This window comes from Shewanella aquimarina, assembly GCF_023349185.1.
Classification (GTDB): domain Bacteria; phylum Pseudomonadota; class Gammaproteobacteria; order Enterobacterales; family Shewanellaceae; genus Shewanella; species Shewanella aquimarina.
In genome coordinates this window covers 1-16265 of record NZ_JAKIKY010000022.1, presented here as the reverse complement: position 1 = coordinate 16265, position 16265 = coordinate 1, and the positions used below count along the sequence as shown (strand labels likewise).

The 16265-nt window shown below is 48.9% G+C and carries 13 protein-coding genes; all 13 read right to left on the bottom strand.

The genetic code is table 11. The features are described 5' to 3' along the window. Nucleotides 1-546: GTP-binding protein (locus L2731_RS19345; RefSeq protein ID WP_249254872.1), on the bottom strand; the 546-nt coding region annotated here is incomplete at its 3' end. A gap of 79 nt (nucleotides 547-625) precedes the next feature. Then, nucleotides 626-2722 (bottom strand): elongation factor G, encoded by a 2097-nt coding sequence (gene fusA / locus L2731_RS19340; RefSeq protein WP_041508315.1) that lies wholly within the window; start codon nucleotides 2720-2722, stop codon nucleotides 626-628. 75 nt (nucleotides 2723-2797) lie between these two features. Further along, nucleotides 2798-3268 (bottom strand): 30S ribosomal protein S7, encoded by a 471-nt coding sequence (gene rpsG / locus L2731_RS19335; RefSeq protein WP_041508314.1) that lies wholly within the window; start codon nucleotides 3266-3268, stop codon nucleotides 2798-2800. 80 nt (nucleotides 3269-3348) lie between these two features. Then, a complete protein-coding gene (rpsL, locus tag L2731_RS19330) occupies nucleotides 3349-3723 on the bottom strand; it encodes a 30S ribosomal protein S12 (protein ID WP_011863962.1) in 375 nt (124 codons plus the stop codon). A 189-nt stretch (nucleotides 3724-3912) separates the two neighbouring features. Then, nucleotides 3913-8127 (bottom strand): DNA-directed RNA polymerase subunit beta', encoded by a 4215-nt coding sequence (rpoC, locus tag L2731_RS19325; protein ID WP_249254871.1) that lies wholly within the window; start codon nucleotides 8125-8127, stop codon nucleotides 3913-3915. An 82-nt stretch (nucleotides 8128-8209) separates the two neighbouring features. Further along, nucleotides 8210-12241 carry a DNA-directed RNA polymerase subunit beta gene (gene rpoB, locus L2731_RS19320; RefSeq protein WP_041508312.1) on the bottom strand — a complete coding sequence of 1344 codons (4032 nt, stop codon included), beginning with the start codon at nucleotides 12239-12241 and terminating at the stop codon, nucleotides 8210-8212. Nucleotides 12242-12479: 238 nt separating this feature from the next. Then, on the bottom strand, nucleotides 12480-12848 hold the full coding sequence (gene rplL / locus L2731_RS19315; RefSeq protein WP_041508311.1) for a 50S ribosomal protein L7/L12: 369 nt from the start codon (nucleotides 12846-12848) through the stop codon (nucleotides 12480-12482). 53 nt (nucleotides 12849-12901) lie between these two features. After that, nucleotides 12902-13399 (bottom strand): 50S ribosomal protein L10, encoded by a 498-nt coding sequence (gene rplJ, locus L2731_RS19310; RefSeq protein WP_041508310.1) that lies wholly within the window; start codon nucleotides 13397-13399, stop codon nucleotides 12902-12904. A gap of 268 nt (nucleotides 13400-13667) precedes the next feature. Next, entirely contained in the window at nucleotides 13668-14369 is a 702-nt protein-coding gene (rplA, locus tag L2731_RS19305) for a 50S ribosomal protein L1 (RefSeq protein ID WP_011863957.1), read from the bottom strand. Between the two features lie 4 nt (nucleotides 14370-14373). Further along, nucleotides 14374-14802 carry a 50S ribosomal protein L11 gene (gene rplK / locus L2731_RS19300; RefSeq protein ID WP_011863956.1) on the bottom strand — a complete coding sequence of 143 codons (429 nt, stop codon included), beginning with the start codon at nucleotides 14800-14802 and terminating at the stop codon, nucleotides 14374-14376. A 127-nt stretch (nucleotides 14803-14929) separates the two neighbouring features. Continuing rightward, nucleotides 14930-15472 (bottom strand): transcription termination/antitermination protein NusG, encoded by a 543-nt coding sequence (nusG, locus tag L2731_RS19295; RefSeq protein ID WP_011863955.1) that lies wholly within the window; start codon nucleotides 15470-15472, stop codon nucleotides 14930-14932. Nucleotides 15473-15481: 9 nt separating this feature from the next. Next, on the bottom strand, nucleotides 15482-15853 hold the full coding sequence (secE, locus tag L2731_RS19290; protein WP_041508308.1) for a preprotein translocase subunit SecE: 372 nt from the start codon (nucleotides 15851-15853) through the stop codon (nucleotides 15482-15484). Nucleotides 15854-16135: 282 nt separating this feature from the next. Beyond that, nucleotides 16136-16265: EF-Tu C-terminal domain-related protein (locus L2731_RS19285; protein WP_487392391.1), on the bottom strand; the 130-nt coding region annotated here is incomplete at its 5' end.

Sequence of the window (16265 nt, the reverse complement as noted above, 5' to 3'; positions counted from 1 at the left end):
CTCGCCTTCTAGGGCTTTCAGAGCAGAACCCTGGATAACTGGTAGGTCATCACCTGGGAAGTCGTACTCAGATAGTAGTTCACGAACTTCCATCTCTACTAGTTCTAGCAGTTCTTCATCGTCAACCATGTCACACTTGTTCATGAATACGATGATGAAAGGTACACCTACCTGACGAGAAAGCAGGATGTGCTCACGAGTCTGTGGCATTGGACCGTCAGTAGAAGCTACTACTAGGATAGCGCCGTCCATCTGTGCAGCACCAGTGATCATGTTTTTAACATAGTCAGCGTGGCCTGGGCAGTCTACGTGTGCGTAGTGACGAGTTGGAGTATCGTACTCGATGTGAGAGGTATTGATGGTAATACCGCGCTCACGCTCTTCTGGAGCGTTATCGATCTGTGCGAAATCTTTAGCTTCACCACCGTACGTCTTAGTCAGTACGTGAGAGATAGCAGCAGTTAGAGTTGTTTTACCATGGTCAACGTGACCGATGGTACCAACGTTAACATGGGGTTTACTACGTTCAAATTTTTCTTTAGCCACGATATATTCCTTTCTTTTCAGAAATACTCAGCCTTGCTGAGCAATAGCATTCAATTATGAGTTATAGACTAGTTTGCGATTATCCGCGCGCTTCTATAACTGATTTTGCAACATTCTGCGGCGCATCCGAGTACTTCAGGAACTCCATAGAGTATGAGGCACGTCCTTGGGTAGCGCTACGCAAGTCAGTTGCGTAACCAAACATTTCAGATAGAGGTACTACAGCTCGAACGATTTTGACGCCGCCAATGCCGTCGTCCATACCTTCGATCATGCCGCGACGTCGGTTCAAGTCGCCTACAACATCCCCCATGTAATCTTCAGGAGTGGTTACTTCAACCTTCATACAAGGTTCGAGTAACACAGGGTCTGCTTCGAGAGCACCCTTCTTGAAGCCCATGGAGCCGGCTACTTTAAACGCCATCTCGTTCGAGTCGACATCATGGTATGAGCCGTCGAACAGCGTTACTTTAACGTCCAGAACAGGGAAACCGGCGAGTACGCCATTCTTCATCTGTTCCTGGATACCTTTATCTACTGCAGGGATGTATTCTCTTGGAACAACACCACCAACAATCTCGTTGACAAATTCATAGCCGAAACCTTCTTCTTGAGGTTCAAGCTTCAACCAAACGTGACCAAATTGACCTCGGCCACCCGATTGACGAACGAACTTGCCTTCAACTTCTACACTCGAGCGAATAGTCTCACGATACGCTACTTGTGGTTTACCTACGTTACACTCGACACTAAATTCGCGACGCATACGGTCGACGATGATGTCTAGGTGCAACTCACCCATGCCAGAGATCAGGGTTTGACCCGATTCTTCGTTGGTTTCAACGCGGAAAGAGGGATCTTCTGCAGCAAGTTTTTGCAGAGCAATACCCATCTTCTCTTGGTCGGCTTGAGATCTTGGCTCCACAGCGATCGTGATTACGGGCTCAGGGAACTCCATACGTTCGAGAATAACTTTATGGTCAGCATCGCATAGGGTGTCACCTGTAGTAACATCCTTCAGACCAATAGCCGCCGCGATGTCACCAGCACGGACTTCTTTGATCTCTTTACGGTCGTTTGCATGCATCTGCACCATACGACCAATACGCTCACGCTTTTGTTTGACCGAGTTATATACGCCAGAACCCGTTTCCAATACGCCTGAATAAACACGCACAAAGGTCAGTGTTCCTACGAATGGGTCTGTCGCGATCTTAAATGCCAACGCAGAGAACGGCGCATTATCGTCCGCCGGACGCTCTACTTCATTCTCCTGCTCGTCAATACCCTTAATGGCGGGTACTTCGACTGGCGATGGCAGATAATCGATAACAGCATCGAGTACCGCCTGCACACCCTTGTTCTTAAATGCAGAACCACAGGTGGCCAGTACGATCTCGTTAGCCAGAGTTCGCTGACGTAATGCTGCCTTGATCTCTTCTTCTGATAGCTCACCTTCTTCAAGGTACTTGTCCATCAGCTCTTCAGAGGCTTCGGCTGCACTCTCAACTAGGTATTCACGCATCTCATTGGCCTTATCGGCCAACTCCGCGGGAATTTCTTCATAAGTGAAGGTCATACCTTGATCTGATTCGTTCCAGTTAATGGCCTTCATCTTGATCAGGTCAATGACACCCTTAAACTCTTCTTCTGCACCTATGTTTAATTGAATAGGTACACAGGTCGCTCCCAGACGGTTACGTATCTGTCCAACGACGCGTTCAAAGTCAGCACCAGCGCGGTCCATCTTATTGACAAACACTAAGCGCGGGACGTGGTACTTGTCCGCTTGTCGCCATACAGTTTCGGACTGAGGTTCAACACCAGATGAACCACAGAACACAACTACTGCGCCATCGAGTACACGCAGCGAACGCTCAACTTCAATAGTGAAGTCAACGTGGCCAGGGGTGTCGATGATATTGATACGATGCTCGGTAAATTGAGCATCCATACCGCGCCAGAACGTGGTCGTTGCCGCAGAGGTGATAGTAATACCACGCTCCTGCTCCTGTTCCATCCAGTCCATGGTGGCTGCGCCATCATGCACCTCACCGATCTTGTGAGACATACCGGTATAGAAGAGAACACGTTCTGTAGTTGTGGTTTTTCCTGCGTCAACGTGAGCACAGATACCGATATTACGGTAGCGCTCAATTGGAGTTGTACGAGCCACGATTAAACCCTCTTTACTAAGGTAGGTACCTTAGTGATGTAAAACATGGTGCAGGCAAACGCCTGCACCAAAAGATTACCAGCGGTAATGAGCAAACGCTTTGTTTGCTTCTGCCATACGATGCACGTCTTCGCGCTTCTTAACAGCAGTGCCTTTGTTTTCGGCAGCATCTAGCATTTCACCTGCTAGACGTAGAGCCATAGATTTTTCACCACGCTTACGTGCAGCTTCAACTAACCAGCGCATCGCTAGTGCGTTACGACGCACTGGACGAACTTCACATGGTACCTGGTAAGTAGAACCACCAACACGACGAGACTTAACCTCGACTGATGGGCGTACGTTATCCAGGGCTGCTTCAAGGATCACTAGGTGCTCTTCGCCTTTCTTCTCAGCGACAACGTCTAGTGCCTTGTAAATGATTTTTTCAGCAGTCGACTTTTTGCCGTCCTGCATAATGACGTTGATGAACTTAGCCAGCAACTCACTATTAAATTTTGGATCTGGTAGGATTTTACGTTGTCCTACAACGCGACGTCTTGGCATAACAATTTCTCCGTATGCTTCAGGGACCCCAAAACTGGAATCTCAATTATCTCTAGCTTGGCCTTACTTAACGGAAAACGTTAAGACTTAGGACGCTTAGCTCCGTACTTAGAACGTCCTTGACGACGCTCACTAACACCAGCACAGTCTAATGCGCCACGAACAGTGTGATAACGAACACCTGGTAAGTCTTTAACACGACCACCACGGATTAGAATCACGCTGTGTTCCTGCAGGTTGTGGCCTTCACCGCCGATGTACGAAGTTACTTCGAAACCGTTAGTTAGACGCACACGAGCTACTTTACGTAGTGCAGAGTTAGGTTTTTTAGGTGTGGTTGTGTACACGCGAGTACAAACACCACGCTTTTGTGGACACGCATTCAACGCTGGCACGTTAGTCTTGATGACTTTTGGCGAGCGAGGCTTACGTACCAACTGGTTTACAGTTGCCATGTATAGCTCCGAATCAGTTGATAAACTCAACAGTAAGGTGTGAAAAATCTATATCCCACAGGTGTGGGACGCGAAATTTTAGAAAGGTAAGGGGTCGCTGTCAAGAAATAGCCAACTTTTTACCCAATTTAAGTAAAAAAAAGGCACCCGAGGTGCCTTTTTTACAATCTATTTACCGACTAGCACTGATTATTCAGGGCTGCCAGCCAGGTTCAATAGATCGGCAAGGTTCTGCTCTGCTTCACTTGCACTGATTGCCGGCACTTCTTCTGCCTGGCCACCCTGTGCAGCCTGGTTACGGCTGTTGTGATACGCATAACCGGTACCGGCCGGGATCAGACGACCCACGATAACGTTCTCTTTCAGACCACGTAGCTTATCGCTCTTACCGCCTACGGCAGCTTCGGTCAATACGCGTGTGGTTTCCTGGAACGATGCCGCCGAGATGAATGACTCGGTCGCCAAGGATGCCTTGGTGATACCCAGCAGTTCACGCTCGAACTTAGCAGGTGCTTTACCTTGCGCTTCCAGTTCGCGGTTAGCGATCTTGACGCGAGATACTTCAACCTGTTCGCCCGGTAGGAACTCACTGTCACCCGCTTCGGTGATCTCACACTTACGCAGCATCTGACGGATGATCACTTCGATGTGCTTATCGTTAATCTTCACGCCCTGCAGACGGTAAACGTCTTGCACTTCGTTAACGATATAGTTAGCCACCTTGTGAATACCGCGTAGACGCAGGATGTCGTGAGCTGCTTCTGGACCGTCGGCAATAACTTCACCGCGCTCAACCTTTTCACCTTCGAACACGTTCAGGTTACGCCACTTAGGAATCATCTCCTCGTATGGCTTACCACCATCGGCAGGAGTGATCACCAGACGACGCTTACCTTTGGTCTCTTTACCGAACGAGATAGTACCTGAGTACTCAGCCAAGATGGCAGGCTCTTTCGGCTTACGCGCTTCGAACAAGTCAGCAACGCGTGGCAGACCACCGGTAATATCGCGAGTCTTAGACGATTCTTGCGGAATACGTGCAAGCGCGTCACCAACGGCGATTTGTGCGTTATCGTCTTGGTTAACGATCGCCTTACCTGGCAAGAAGTATTGCGCTGGTACTTCAGTACCTGGAATCATCAGGTCGTTGCCATCGGTACCAACCAGACGGATCGCTGGACGCATCTCTTTACCAGCCGTAGGACGTTGACCAACATCCATCACAACGATAGAAGATAGACCTGTCAGCTCATCGGTCTGACGTGTCATGGTGACACCTTCGATCATGTCGACGAACTTGATGCTACCCGCTACTTCAGAAACGATTGGGTGAGTGTGCGGATCCCAGTTAGCGATGACTTCACCGGCGTTAACCGCTGCATCTTCTAGCTTCTCTAGGATAGTACCGTAAGGCACCTTGTAACGCTCTTTCTCACGACCCAGCTCATCGATAATCGCAATTTCAGATGAACGCGAAACGATAACCAGCTTGCCTTCTGTGTTAACAACGTGCTTAGCGTTGTGCAGCTTAACGGTACCGGCGTTCTTCACCTGTACGTTGTTTTCTGCAGACGCTCTCGATGCCGCACCACCGATGTGGAAGGTACGCATCGTCAGCTGTGTTCCTGGCTCACCAATTGACTGAGCAGCAACAACACCAATCGCTTCACCTTGGTTGATCAAGTGACCACGTGCAAGGTCACGGCCGTAACATGCCGCACACACACCGAAGTCTGTGTCACAGCTGATGACAGAACGAACCTTCACTTCATCGACACTGTGCTTCTCAAGCTTGTCACACCATGCTTCATCAAGCAGAGTGTTGCGAGGCGCAAGAACATCTTCGGTACCTGGGTAGTAAACGTCTTCTGCAACCACACGGCCCAGTACACGCTCACGTAGCGGCTCAACAACGTCACCACCTTCGATCAGCGGCTTCATGGTCAGACCTTCGTGTGTACCACAATCGTCTTCGATAACCACTAAGTCTTGTGCAACGTCAACCAGACGACGAGTCAGGTAACCCGAGTTCGCTGTCTTAAGTGCGGTATCCGCTAGACCCTTACGCGCACCGTGAGTAGAGATAAAGTACTGGAGTACGTTTAGACCTTCACGGAAGTTCGCCGTAATTGGGGTTTCGATAATCGAGCCATCTGGCTTAGCCATCAGACCACGCATACCCGCTAGCTGACGAATCTGTGCAGCACTACCACGAGCGCCTGAGTCGGCCATCATGTAGATGCTGTTGAACGAAGCTTGGGTTTCTTCTTCGCCATCACGGTTAATCACTGTCTCGCTAGACAGGTTATCCATCATCGCCTTAGAAACTTTTTCGTTCGCACTTGCCCAGATATCGATAACCTTGTTGTAACGCTCACCGGCGGTAACAAGACCCGACTGGAACTGCTCTTGAATCTCAAGCACTTCGGCTTCGGCATCAGCAACCAGAGTGTATTTCTCATCTGGGATAACCATGTCGTTGATACCCACAGAGGCACCCGAAACGGTCGCGAAGTGGAAACCGGTATACATGAGTTGGTCGGCGAAGATAACGGTATCTTTCAGACCCAACTGACGGTAACAGGTGTTCAACAGCTTAGAGATCTGCTTCTTACCCATGTTCTGGTTAACCAGATCATAAGACAGACCCTTTGGCAGCACCTGAGACAACAGGGCACGACCCACAGTCGTATCAACGATACGGCGTGACTCGGTACGCTCTCCGTCTTCACCTATAGTTGTCTCGGTAATACGTACCTTAACGCGAGCGTGTAGCTCGGCAACGCCAGTACGATATGCCTTTTCAACCTCGGCAACAGATTCGAACGCCATGCCTTCACCGCGACCGTTTACACACTCACGGCTGGTGTAGTACAGACCCAATACAACGTCCTGTGACGGTGTGATCACCGGCTCACCGTTTGCAGGTGACAGGATGTTGTTGGTAGACATCATGAGTGAACGTGCTTCCAACTGAGCTTCTAGCGTCAGTGGCACGTGAACCGCCATCTGGTCACCGTCGAAGTCAGCGTTGTATGCCGCACACACCAATGGGTGCAGTTGGATCGCCTTACCTTCAATCAGTACCGGTTCAAACGCCTGGATACCAAGACGGTGAAGTGTTGGTGCACGGTTAAGCATCACAGGATGCTCACGGATCACGTCATCGAGTACGTCCCAAACCTCTGGTACTTCGCGCTCAACCATCTTCTTGGCAGCTTTGATGGTAGTAGCCAGGCCACGACCTTCCAGCTTGCCGTAGATGAATGGCTTGAACAGCTCAAGTGCCATCTTCTTAGGTAGACCACACTGATGCAGACGCAGAGTAGGACCTACGGTAATTACCGAACGGCCAGAGTAGTCAACACGCTTACCCAGTAGGTTCTGACGGAAACGACCCTGCTTACCCTTGATCATGTCGGCCAAAGATTTCAGAGGACGCTTGTTAGAACCCGTGATCGCACGACCGCGACGACCGTTATCCAATAGCGCATCAACAGACTCTTGCAGCATACGTTTTTCGTTGCGTACGATGATGTCCGGTGCAGCTAGGTCTAACAGACGCTTCAGACGGTTGTTACGGTTGATCACGCGGCGATACAGATCGTTCAGATCTGAAGTCGCGAAACGACCGCCATCCAGTGGAACCAATGGACGCAGATCAGGTGGCAGAACCGGTAGCACCTTAAGGATCATCCACTCTGGCTTGTTGCCAGACTGGTAGAAGGCCTCAATCAGCTTCAGACGCTTAGTGATCTTCTTACGACGAGTCTCAGAGTTGATCGATGGCAGCTCTTCGCGCATCTCTTCAATCTCTTTCTCAAGATCGATAGCGCGCAGCAGCTCAAGTACTGCCTCGGCACCCATCTTGGCTTCGAACTCATCACCGTACTCTTCGAGTGCGTCGAGGTAGTTTTCTTCGGTCAGCATCTGACCGCGCTCGAGGCTAGTCATGCCAGGCTCGATCACCACGAAAGATTCGAAGTAAAGCACACGTTCGATGTCACGCAGAGTCATATCCAACATCAAACCGATACGAGACGGCAGAGACTTCAAGAACCAAATGTGTGCTACTGGACTTGCAAGATCGATGTGACCCATACGCTCACGACGTACTTTAGTCTGGGTAACTTCGACGCCACACTTCTCACAAATCACACCACGGTGCTTAAGACGCTTATACTTACCGCATAAACACTCGTAGTCTTTAACTGGACCAAAAATACGCGCACAGAACAAACCTTCACGCTCAGGCTTGAAAGTACGGTAGTTGATGGTTTCTGGCTTCTTAACTTCACCAAATGACCAAGAGCGGATCAGATCAGGCGACGCTAGGCCGATCTTGATACCTTCAAATTCTTCAGTCTTGCTTTGCTGTTTCAGAAACTTTAATAAGTCTTTCACGTTTCTCTCCTGAAGGAGTTAAACCAGGTGCCCTGCTCTCGCAGAGCACCGTTTATTGCCAAACTTCGGCGATGGCCAAGTCTTACTCTTGATCCAACTCGATGTTAATACCGAGCGAACGGATCTCCTTCAGCAATACGTTGAAGGACTCAGGCATACCTGGTTGCATCTGATGGTTACCGTCGACGATGTTCTTATACATCTGAGTACGACCGTTAACGTCATCAGACTTAACAGTAAGCATTTCTTGTAGCGTGTAAGCGGCACCGTATGCTTCAAGTGCCCATACTTCCATCTCACCGAAACGCTGACCACCAAACTGAGCTTTACCGCCCAGAGGCTGCTGAGTAACAAGACTGTAAGAACCTGTTGAACGCGCGTGCATCTTATCGTCAACCAAGTGGTTAAGCTTAAGCATGTACATGTAACCTACGGTTACTGGACGTTCAAACTCGTTACCGGTACGACCATCAAACAACTTCAGCTGTCCAGAGGTTGGCAGACCTGCTAGTTCAAGCATGTCCTTAATCTCTTTCTCTTTCGCGCCGTCGAATGCTGGGGTCGCAGTCGGAATACCGCCTTTGAGGTTCTTAGCAAGACGTAGAACTTCTTCATCGGTGAACGAATCGATATCGACCTGCTGCTGCACGCCTTCACCGAGTTCGTATACCTTCTTGATGTAGCCACGAAGCTCTGCAAGTTCACGCTGCTCTTCGAGCATAGCGGTGATGCGATCACCAATGCCCTTGGCCGCGGCACCTAAGTGCACTTCGAGAACCTGACCTATGTTCATACGTGATGGTACACCGAGTGGGTTCAATACGATGTCCACTGGGTTACCCTTTTCGTCGTACGGCATATCTTCGATTGGGTTGATCTTAGAGATCACACCCTTGTTACCGTGACGACCCGCCATCTTGTCACCAGGCTGGATAGTACGTTTAACCGCTAGGTAAACCTTAACGATCTTCAGTACGCCAGGTGCCAAGTCATCACCCTGGGTGATCTTGCGGCGTTTGATTTCAAATTTCTTATCGAAATCGGCTTTCAGCTCTTCATGCTGCTCGGCAAGTTGCTCGAGTTCAGTCTGCTTAGCTTCGTCTTCAATGGTTTGAACCAATAGTTGAGGACGTGGCAGTGCATCAAGCTCAGCCTCTGCAAAACCGGCTCCAAGAAGCAGGTTACGCGCACGGCCAAAGACACCTTCTTCAAGGATCTTGAACTCTTCGGTCAGGTCTTTCTTAGCCTGAGCGATATGCATCTCTTCGATCTCTACAGCACGCTTGTCTTTCTCAACGCCGTCACGGGTAAATACCTGAACGTCGATGATGGTACCCTTAACAGAGTTAGGGACACGCAGTGAGCTGTCTTTAACGTCAGAAGCTTTTTCACCGAAGATAGCGCGTAGTAGCTTCTCTTCTGGGGTCAGCTGAGTCTCACCCTTAGGCGTAACCTTACCAACCAGGATGTCGCCACCCTTCACTTCTGCACCGATGTAAACGATACCTGATTCGTCCAGCTTAGACAGCGCAGACTCACCTACGTTTGGAATATCGGCGGTGATCTCTTCGCTACCCAGCTTAGTATCACGAGCAATACAAGAAAGCTCCTGAATATGGATAGTGGTGAAACGATCCTCTTGCGCAACGCGCTCAGAGATTAAGATCGAATCCTCGAAGTTGTAACCGTTCCATGGCATGAACGCGATACGCATGTTCTGACCAAGTGCCAGATCACCCAGGTCGGTAGACGGACCGTCGGCCAGTACGTCACCACGAACCACAGGATCGCCAACGCTACAACATGGACGCTGGTTGATACAGGTGTTCTGGTTAGAACGCGTGTATTTGGTCAGGTTGTATATGTCGATACCGGCTTCGCCAGGTGTCAGCTCATCTTCGTTAACCTTAACCACGATGCGGCTTGCATCGACATAGTCGACGTAACCACCACGCTTAGCGGCAACAACCACGCCTGAGTCAACGGCCAATGTACGCTCAATACCAGTACCTACTAGAGGCTTGTCAGCCTTAAGTGTTGGTACTGCCTGACGTTGCATGTTCGCACCCATCAATGCACGGTTCGCATCATCGTGTTCTAGGAACGGAATCAGCGAGGCAGCCACAGAGATGATCTGCTGTGGTGATACGTCCATATACTGAACGTCTGCAGCGCGCATAAAGGTAGATTCACCCTTATGACGACATGCGATCTGCTCTTCAACCATACGGCCATCGGCATCGACTTCGATGTTGGCCTGTGCGATCACGTAGCGACCCTCTTCGATAGCAGACAGGTAATCCACCTGGTCTGTGATCACACCATCAACCACTTTGCGGTAAGGTGTTTCGAGGAAGCCGTAAGAGTTGGTACGCGCGAAGCTTGCCAACGAGTTAATCAGACCAATGTTTGGACCTTCAGGGGTCTCAATTGGACATAGACGACCATAGTGAGTTGGGTGAACGTCTCGAACCTCGAAACCTGCACGCTCACGGGTCAGACCGCCTGGGCCAAGCGCAGAGATACGACGCTTGTGTGTCACTTCTGACAGCGGGTTGTTCTGGTCCATGAATTGAGACAGCTGAGAAGAACCGAAGAACTCTTTCACTGCCGCAGAAATTGGCTTAGCGTTGATCAAATCTTGTGGCATCAGCTCGTTAAGATCGCCCAGAGACAGACGCTCACGTACGGCGCGTTCTACACGAACAAGACCGACGCGGAACTGGTTCTCAGCCATTTCACCAACGCTACGGATACGACGGTTACCCAGGTGGTCAATATCGTCGACTTCATCGTTACCGTTACGGATTTCGATGATCTTCTGCATTACTGCAACGATATCTTCCTTGGTCAGGATACCTGTACCCTCGTCGTCATCGATACTGAGACGACGGTTGAACTTCATACGACCCACTTTAGACAGGTCGTAACGCTCTTCGCTGAAGAAGAGGTTTTGGAATAGCGCTTCGGCAGCATCCTTGGTTGGCGGCTCGCCAGGACGCATCATACGATAGATCTCAACCAGCGCCTCTAGACGGTTAGTGGTTGAATCGATACGTAGGGTGTCAGAGATATAGGCACCGTGATCAAGCTCGTTGATGTATAGGGTGTCAATCTCTTTGATGCCGGCCATAGACAGCTTAGCAAGATCTTCCAGGCTGATTTCAGCGTTAGCAGAAACCAGTACTTCGCCCGTATCAGGGTCGATGTAGTCTTGTGCAGCAATCTTGCCTGAGATGTACTCAACAGGTACTTCAAGCTCGGTGGTGTTTGTCTTTTCAAGTTGACGAATATGGCGCGCAGTAATACGGCGGCCCTTCTCAACTAGGATGTTACCTTCAGCATCTTTGATGTCGTAGCTAGCAGTCTCACCACGCAGGCGATCGGCAACCAGTGCCATGACTAGGCTATCTTTCTTGATCTTGTACTGAACACGTTCGAAGAACAGATCGAGAATATCTTGAGTCGAGTAGTCAAGTGCACGCAGTATGATAGACGCCGCAAGCTTACGACGACGGTCGATACGGACAAACAGTGCATCTTTAGGATCGAACTCAAAGTCCAACCATGAGCCACGGTAAGGAATAATACGTGCGTTATAAAGTACCTTACCTGAAGAGTGGGTCTTACCACGGTCGTGATCGAAGAATACACCTGGAGAACGGTGTAGCTGAGAAACGATAACACGTTCAGTACCATTGATAACAAAGGTACCGTTTTCAGTCATCAGAGGGATATCCCCCATGTAGACTTCTTGTTCTTTAATGTCTTTAACTGTGCCAGGCGCAGCTTCACGATCATACAACACCATACGCAGTTTAACGCGTAGTGGAGCAGAGTATGTAACACCGCGAATTTGACACTCTTTCACATCAAAAACTGGCTCACCTAGCTTATAGCTGACATATTGCAGCTCTGAGTTACCAGAAAAGCTCTTGATGGGAAAAACGCTACGGAAAGCGGCTTCTAAACCACGCTCACCTGTAGGATCTTGATCGGTGAACTTCTTAAACGAGTCCAACTGGATTGACAGCAGGTAAGGGATATCCAACACTTGTGGACGCTTACCAAAGTCTTTGCGAATACGCTTCTTTTCAGAATAGGAGTAAACCATGGGTTTCCTCTGATTGCGAGATGTGACCAAGACTGAAACAACACTAAGTTGCAACAGCACGTTTGCCCATCACCGTTGAAAGCAAGAACCTAACCAATAATCTCTGCTAGGGACTGCGAAATCTGGCGACAAACGGTGAATAAAAAATCGCCTACGCTTACAGCGCAAAAAAGGCCGACGGTTAAAAAACCGTCAGCCTCCGCCCGATCACTCGGGAGGTTGTAAGTTAGAGTATAACTTACTTGATCTCTACTTGAGCACCAGCTTCTTCAAGATCTTTCTTCAGAGCTTCAGCTTCTTCTTTAGAGATGCCTTCTTTAACAGCTACTGGAGCTGATTCAGCCATACCCTTGGCTTCTTTCAGGCCTAGACCTGTAGCGCCACGAAGAGCTTTAATTACTGCAACTTTGTTGTCGCCGTGTGAAGCAAGAATTACGTCGAATTCTGTCTTCTCTTCAGCAGCAGCGCCTGCATCAGCACCACCAGAAACAACAGCAGCAGCGGCAGAAACGCCGAACTTCTCTTCCATTGCTTCGATTAGTTCAACAACTTCCATTACAGACATAGCTGCAAGGGCTTCTAAGATTTGGTCTTTAGTGATAGACATAACAAAAAATTCCTAATTGTACTGAATTCAATTTATTTAAGCGGCTTGTAAAATTAAGCAGCTTCTTTCTGATCGCGTAGAGCGGCCAATGTACGAACGAACTTGCCAGCAGATGCTTCTTTCAGAGTCATCATGAACTGTGCTAGTGCCTCTTCGTATGTTGGTAGTTTTGCTAAACGATCAATGTCGCTTGCAGGGATTAATTCCCCTTCAAAGGCTGCTGCTTTGATTTCAAAGTTCTCTTGCGCTTTAGCGAAATCTTTAAGAAGACGCGCAGCTGCACCTGGGTGCTCGTTAGAGAATGCAATCAAAGTAGGACCAGTAAACGTTTCGCCTAGGCACTCAAAATCAGTACCTTCAACAGCACGCTTAACTAGTGTGTTACGTACAACTTTTACGTAAACACCAGCTTCACGAGCGGTTTTGCGAAGACCGGTCATATCACCTACAGTCACACCGCGAGAATCGGCAACAACTGCAGATAAAGCACCTTTGGCAGCTTCGTTGACTTCAGCAACAATCGCTTTTTTGTCTTCGAGTCTTAATGCCATTGGCTTTACTCCTGGATTCAATCTAGGGATTGTCCCTAGCAATTACCATACTAAGTATTAAATACTCAGTTACTTACGGCGCGAATATCCAGGCAGAATAAAATCTATCTGGGGTCCGACACCGTCTACGTAGGAAATTAAGCTAACGCTTATGGTTAACACCTACGGTCTTGGACGTGAACCATTTCCACGAGTGAAAACGGTCCTCAACCCACAAGGTGCGCGCATTATAGACTAATCCCCGCACCTTGTAAAACAAGCTAAGAAATTAAGCTGTTGGGTTCAGAGTACTCTGATCAACCGCAACACCTGCACCCATAGTGGTAGAGATGCTTACTTTCTTAACGAAAACGCCTTTAGCTGCAGCAGGCTTAGCTTTGATAAGCGCGCCTAGCAGAGCGTCTAGGTTTTCTTTCAGTTGAACTGGTTCGAAGTCCACTTTACCGATGGTAGTGTGGATGATACCGTTCTTGTCGTTGCGGTAACGAACCTGACCAGCTTTAGCGTTCTTAACAGCTTCAGCAACGTTTGGCGTTACAGTGCCAGTCTTAGGGTTAGGCATCAGACCACGTGGGCCCAGGATTTGACCTAACTGACCAACAACGCGCATTGCATCTGGAGATGCGATAACAACGTCGAAGTTCATTTCACCAGCTTTAACTTGTGCAGCAAGCTCGTCCATACCAACTAGCTCAGCACCGGCTTCTTTAGCGGCGTCAGCGTTAGCACCTTGAGTAAACACAGCAACACGTACTTCACGACCAGTACCGTGTGGCAGAACAGTCGCGCCACGAACGTTTTGGTCTGATTTACGTGGGTCAACACCTAGGTTAACCGCAACGTCAACACTTTCAACGAACTTAGCAGTAGCAAGTTCTTTCAGTAGTGCAACAGCTTCGTTGATGTCGTAGCTCTTAGTCGCTTCTACTTTTTCGCGGATCAAACGCGCGCGTTTAGTTAGCTTTGCCATGATATTAATCCTCTACTACCAAACCCATTGAACGCGCAGTACCTTCGATTGAGCGAGTCATCGCTTCAATGTCAGCACCAGTCATATCAGCGGCTTTAGTCTCAGCGATTTCCTGGACAGCGCTACGCTTGATAGTTCCCACTTTTTCAGTGTTAGGACGGCCAGAACCAGACTTAAGACCAGCGGCTTTAAGCAGCAGGAATGAAGCAGGTGGAGTCTTAGTTTCAAAAGTGAAAGAGCGATCAGTGTAAACAGTGATCACAACAGGAATTGGCATACCTTTCTCGAACTTTTCAGTACGAGCGTTGAATGCTTTACAGAATTCCATGATGTTGACACCTTTTTGACCCAATGCAGGACCAACTGGTGGCGACGGGTTTGCAGCACCGGCTGCTACTTGTAGTTTGATGTAACCATCAACTTTCTTTGCCATGAGACATTTTCCTCAAGTTTGGGTACAAACGCTAACGACGACATGCCGATTAGCTCCCCGAAAATAATGGGTGCGGATTATACAAAAAATCCGCACCCATTTCCAATACGTTTTGTGCTTTATTTAATCAGCTTTTTTCGATCTGGCTGAAATCTAGCTCTACAGGTGTTGAACGACCGAAGATCATTACAGACACCTTAACGCGGTTCTTCTCGTAGTCGACCTCTTCAACGGTACCGTTAAAGTCGGCAAATGGACCGTCGGTAACGCGAACCACTTCACCAGGCTCAAACATCACGCGATGAGTCGGAGACTCTGTAGTCTCTTGTAGACGCTGTAGAATCGCGTCTGCTTCGCGATCAGAGATAGGCGCTGGACGATCAGAGGTGCCACCGATAAAGCCCATCACACGAGGGATGCTCTTTACCAAATGCCAGCTTTCATCGTTCATTTCCATCTGTACTAACACATAACCAGGGAAGAACTTACGCTCGCTCTTACGACGCTGGCCTGCACGCATCTCGACAACTTCTTCGGTCGGTACTAGTACCTCGCCAAAGTAGTGCTCCATGCCGTGCATTTTGATGTGTTCAAGCAATGATTTGCATACACGACCTTCATAACCCGAAAAGGCCTGAACCACATACCATCTTTTTTTAGCTTCAGTCATACGAAATGCCTATACGCCCGTAATAAAATTAACAATTCTCAGCAGTACCGCATCCATTCCCCACAGAACCAATGCCAGTACGCCTGTTGCCGCCAGTACGATAAATGTCGTGTTTAGGGCTTCTTGACGCGTCGGCCATACCACTTTACGCACTTCAATGTGAGACTCGCGAGCGAAAGTCAGCGCTTGTTTACCCTTCTCGGTTTGAAGCGCAATAAAACCTGCTATAGCAAATGCCACTACGACACCGATAGCACGAACTAATACACTAGCTTCGCTATACATCTGATTAGCAATAATGGCGGCCGCTAGTAGTACGACTACTATGCCCCATTTAACGATATCCAGAGAGTTTCCCTGGTTTTCAGTATTTGTTGTCATCGGTTAATTCCGTTACTCACTACGACCTGAGCTTAAGTATGGTCAGGCATTAAAGACTCGCAACCGCGGAGATTGCCCAGACCACACCACTAACATTCTCCGAACTTACTCCCAGAGCAAGCAGTAAGCCCAGAGGGTCAAAAATCGGCCATAGATTGTATTCTTATTCCGCGCAGTAAGCAAGGCTAAGCCGCACAAGGATAAGCACAATATCTGAGAGACCTAAAACAAAAAAGGCAGCCTAAGCTGCCTTTTTCAGTGTGTTTATAAAATCAAACGCGATTAAGCGATGATCTTAGCTACAACACCAGCACCAACTGTACGGCCACCTTCACGGATAGCGAAACGTAGACCTTCGTCCATCGCGATTGGGCAGATTAGGGTAACAACCATCTTGATGTTGTCACCAGGC

Excerpts from the sequence above, each read along its gene's own strand:
- rpsL (WP_011863962.1), bottom strand. The coding sequence starts at position 3,723 with ATGGCAACTGTAAACCAGTTGGTACGTAAGCCTCGCTCGCCAAAAGTC.
- rplA (WP_011863957.1), bottom strand. The coding sequence starts at position 14,369 with ATGGCAAAGCTAACTAAACGCGCGCGTTTGATCCGCGAAAAAGTAGAA.
- rplJ (WP_041508310.1), bottom strand. The coding sequence starts at position 13,399 with ATGGCATTAAGACTCGAAGACAAAAAAGCGATTGTTGCTGAAGTCAAC.
- rplK (WP_011863956.1), bottom strand. The coding sequence starts at position 14,802 with ATGGCAAAGAAAGTTGATGGTTACATCAAACTACAAGTAGCAGCCGGT.
- rplL (WP_041508311.1), bottom strand. The coding sequence starts at position 12,848 with ATGTCTATCACTAAAGACCAAATCTTAGAAGCCCTTGCAGCTATGTCT.
- nusG (WP_011863955.1), bottom strand. The coding sequence starts at position 15,472 with ATGACTGAAGCTAAAAAAAGATGGTATGTGGTTCAGGCCTTTTCGGGT.
- secE (WP_041508308.1), bottom strand. The coding sequence starts at position 15,853 with ATGACAACAAATACTGAAAACCAGGGAAACTCTCTGGATATCGTTAAA.
- rpsG (WP_041508314.1), bottom strand. The coding sequence starts at position 3,268 with ATGCCAAGACGTCGCGTTGTAGGACAACGTAAAATCCTACCAGATCCA.
- rpoB (WP_041508312.1), bottom strand. The coding sequence starts at position 12,241 with ATGGTTTACTCCTATTCTGAAAAGAAGCGTATTCGCAAAGACTTTGGT.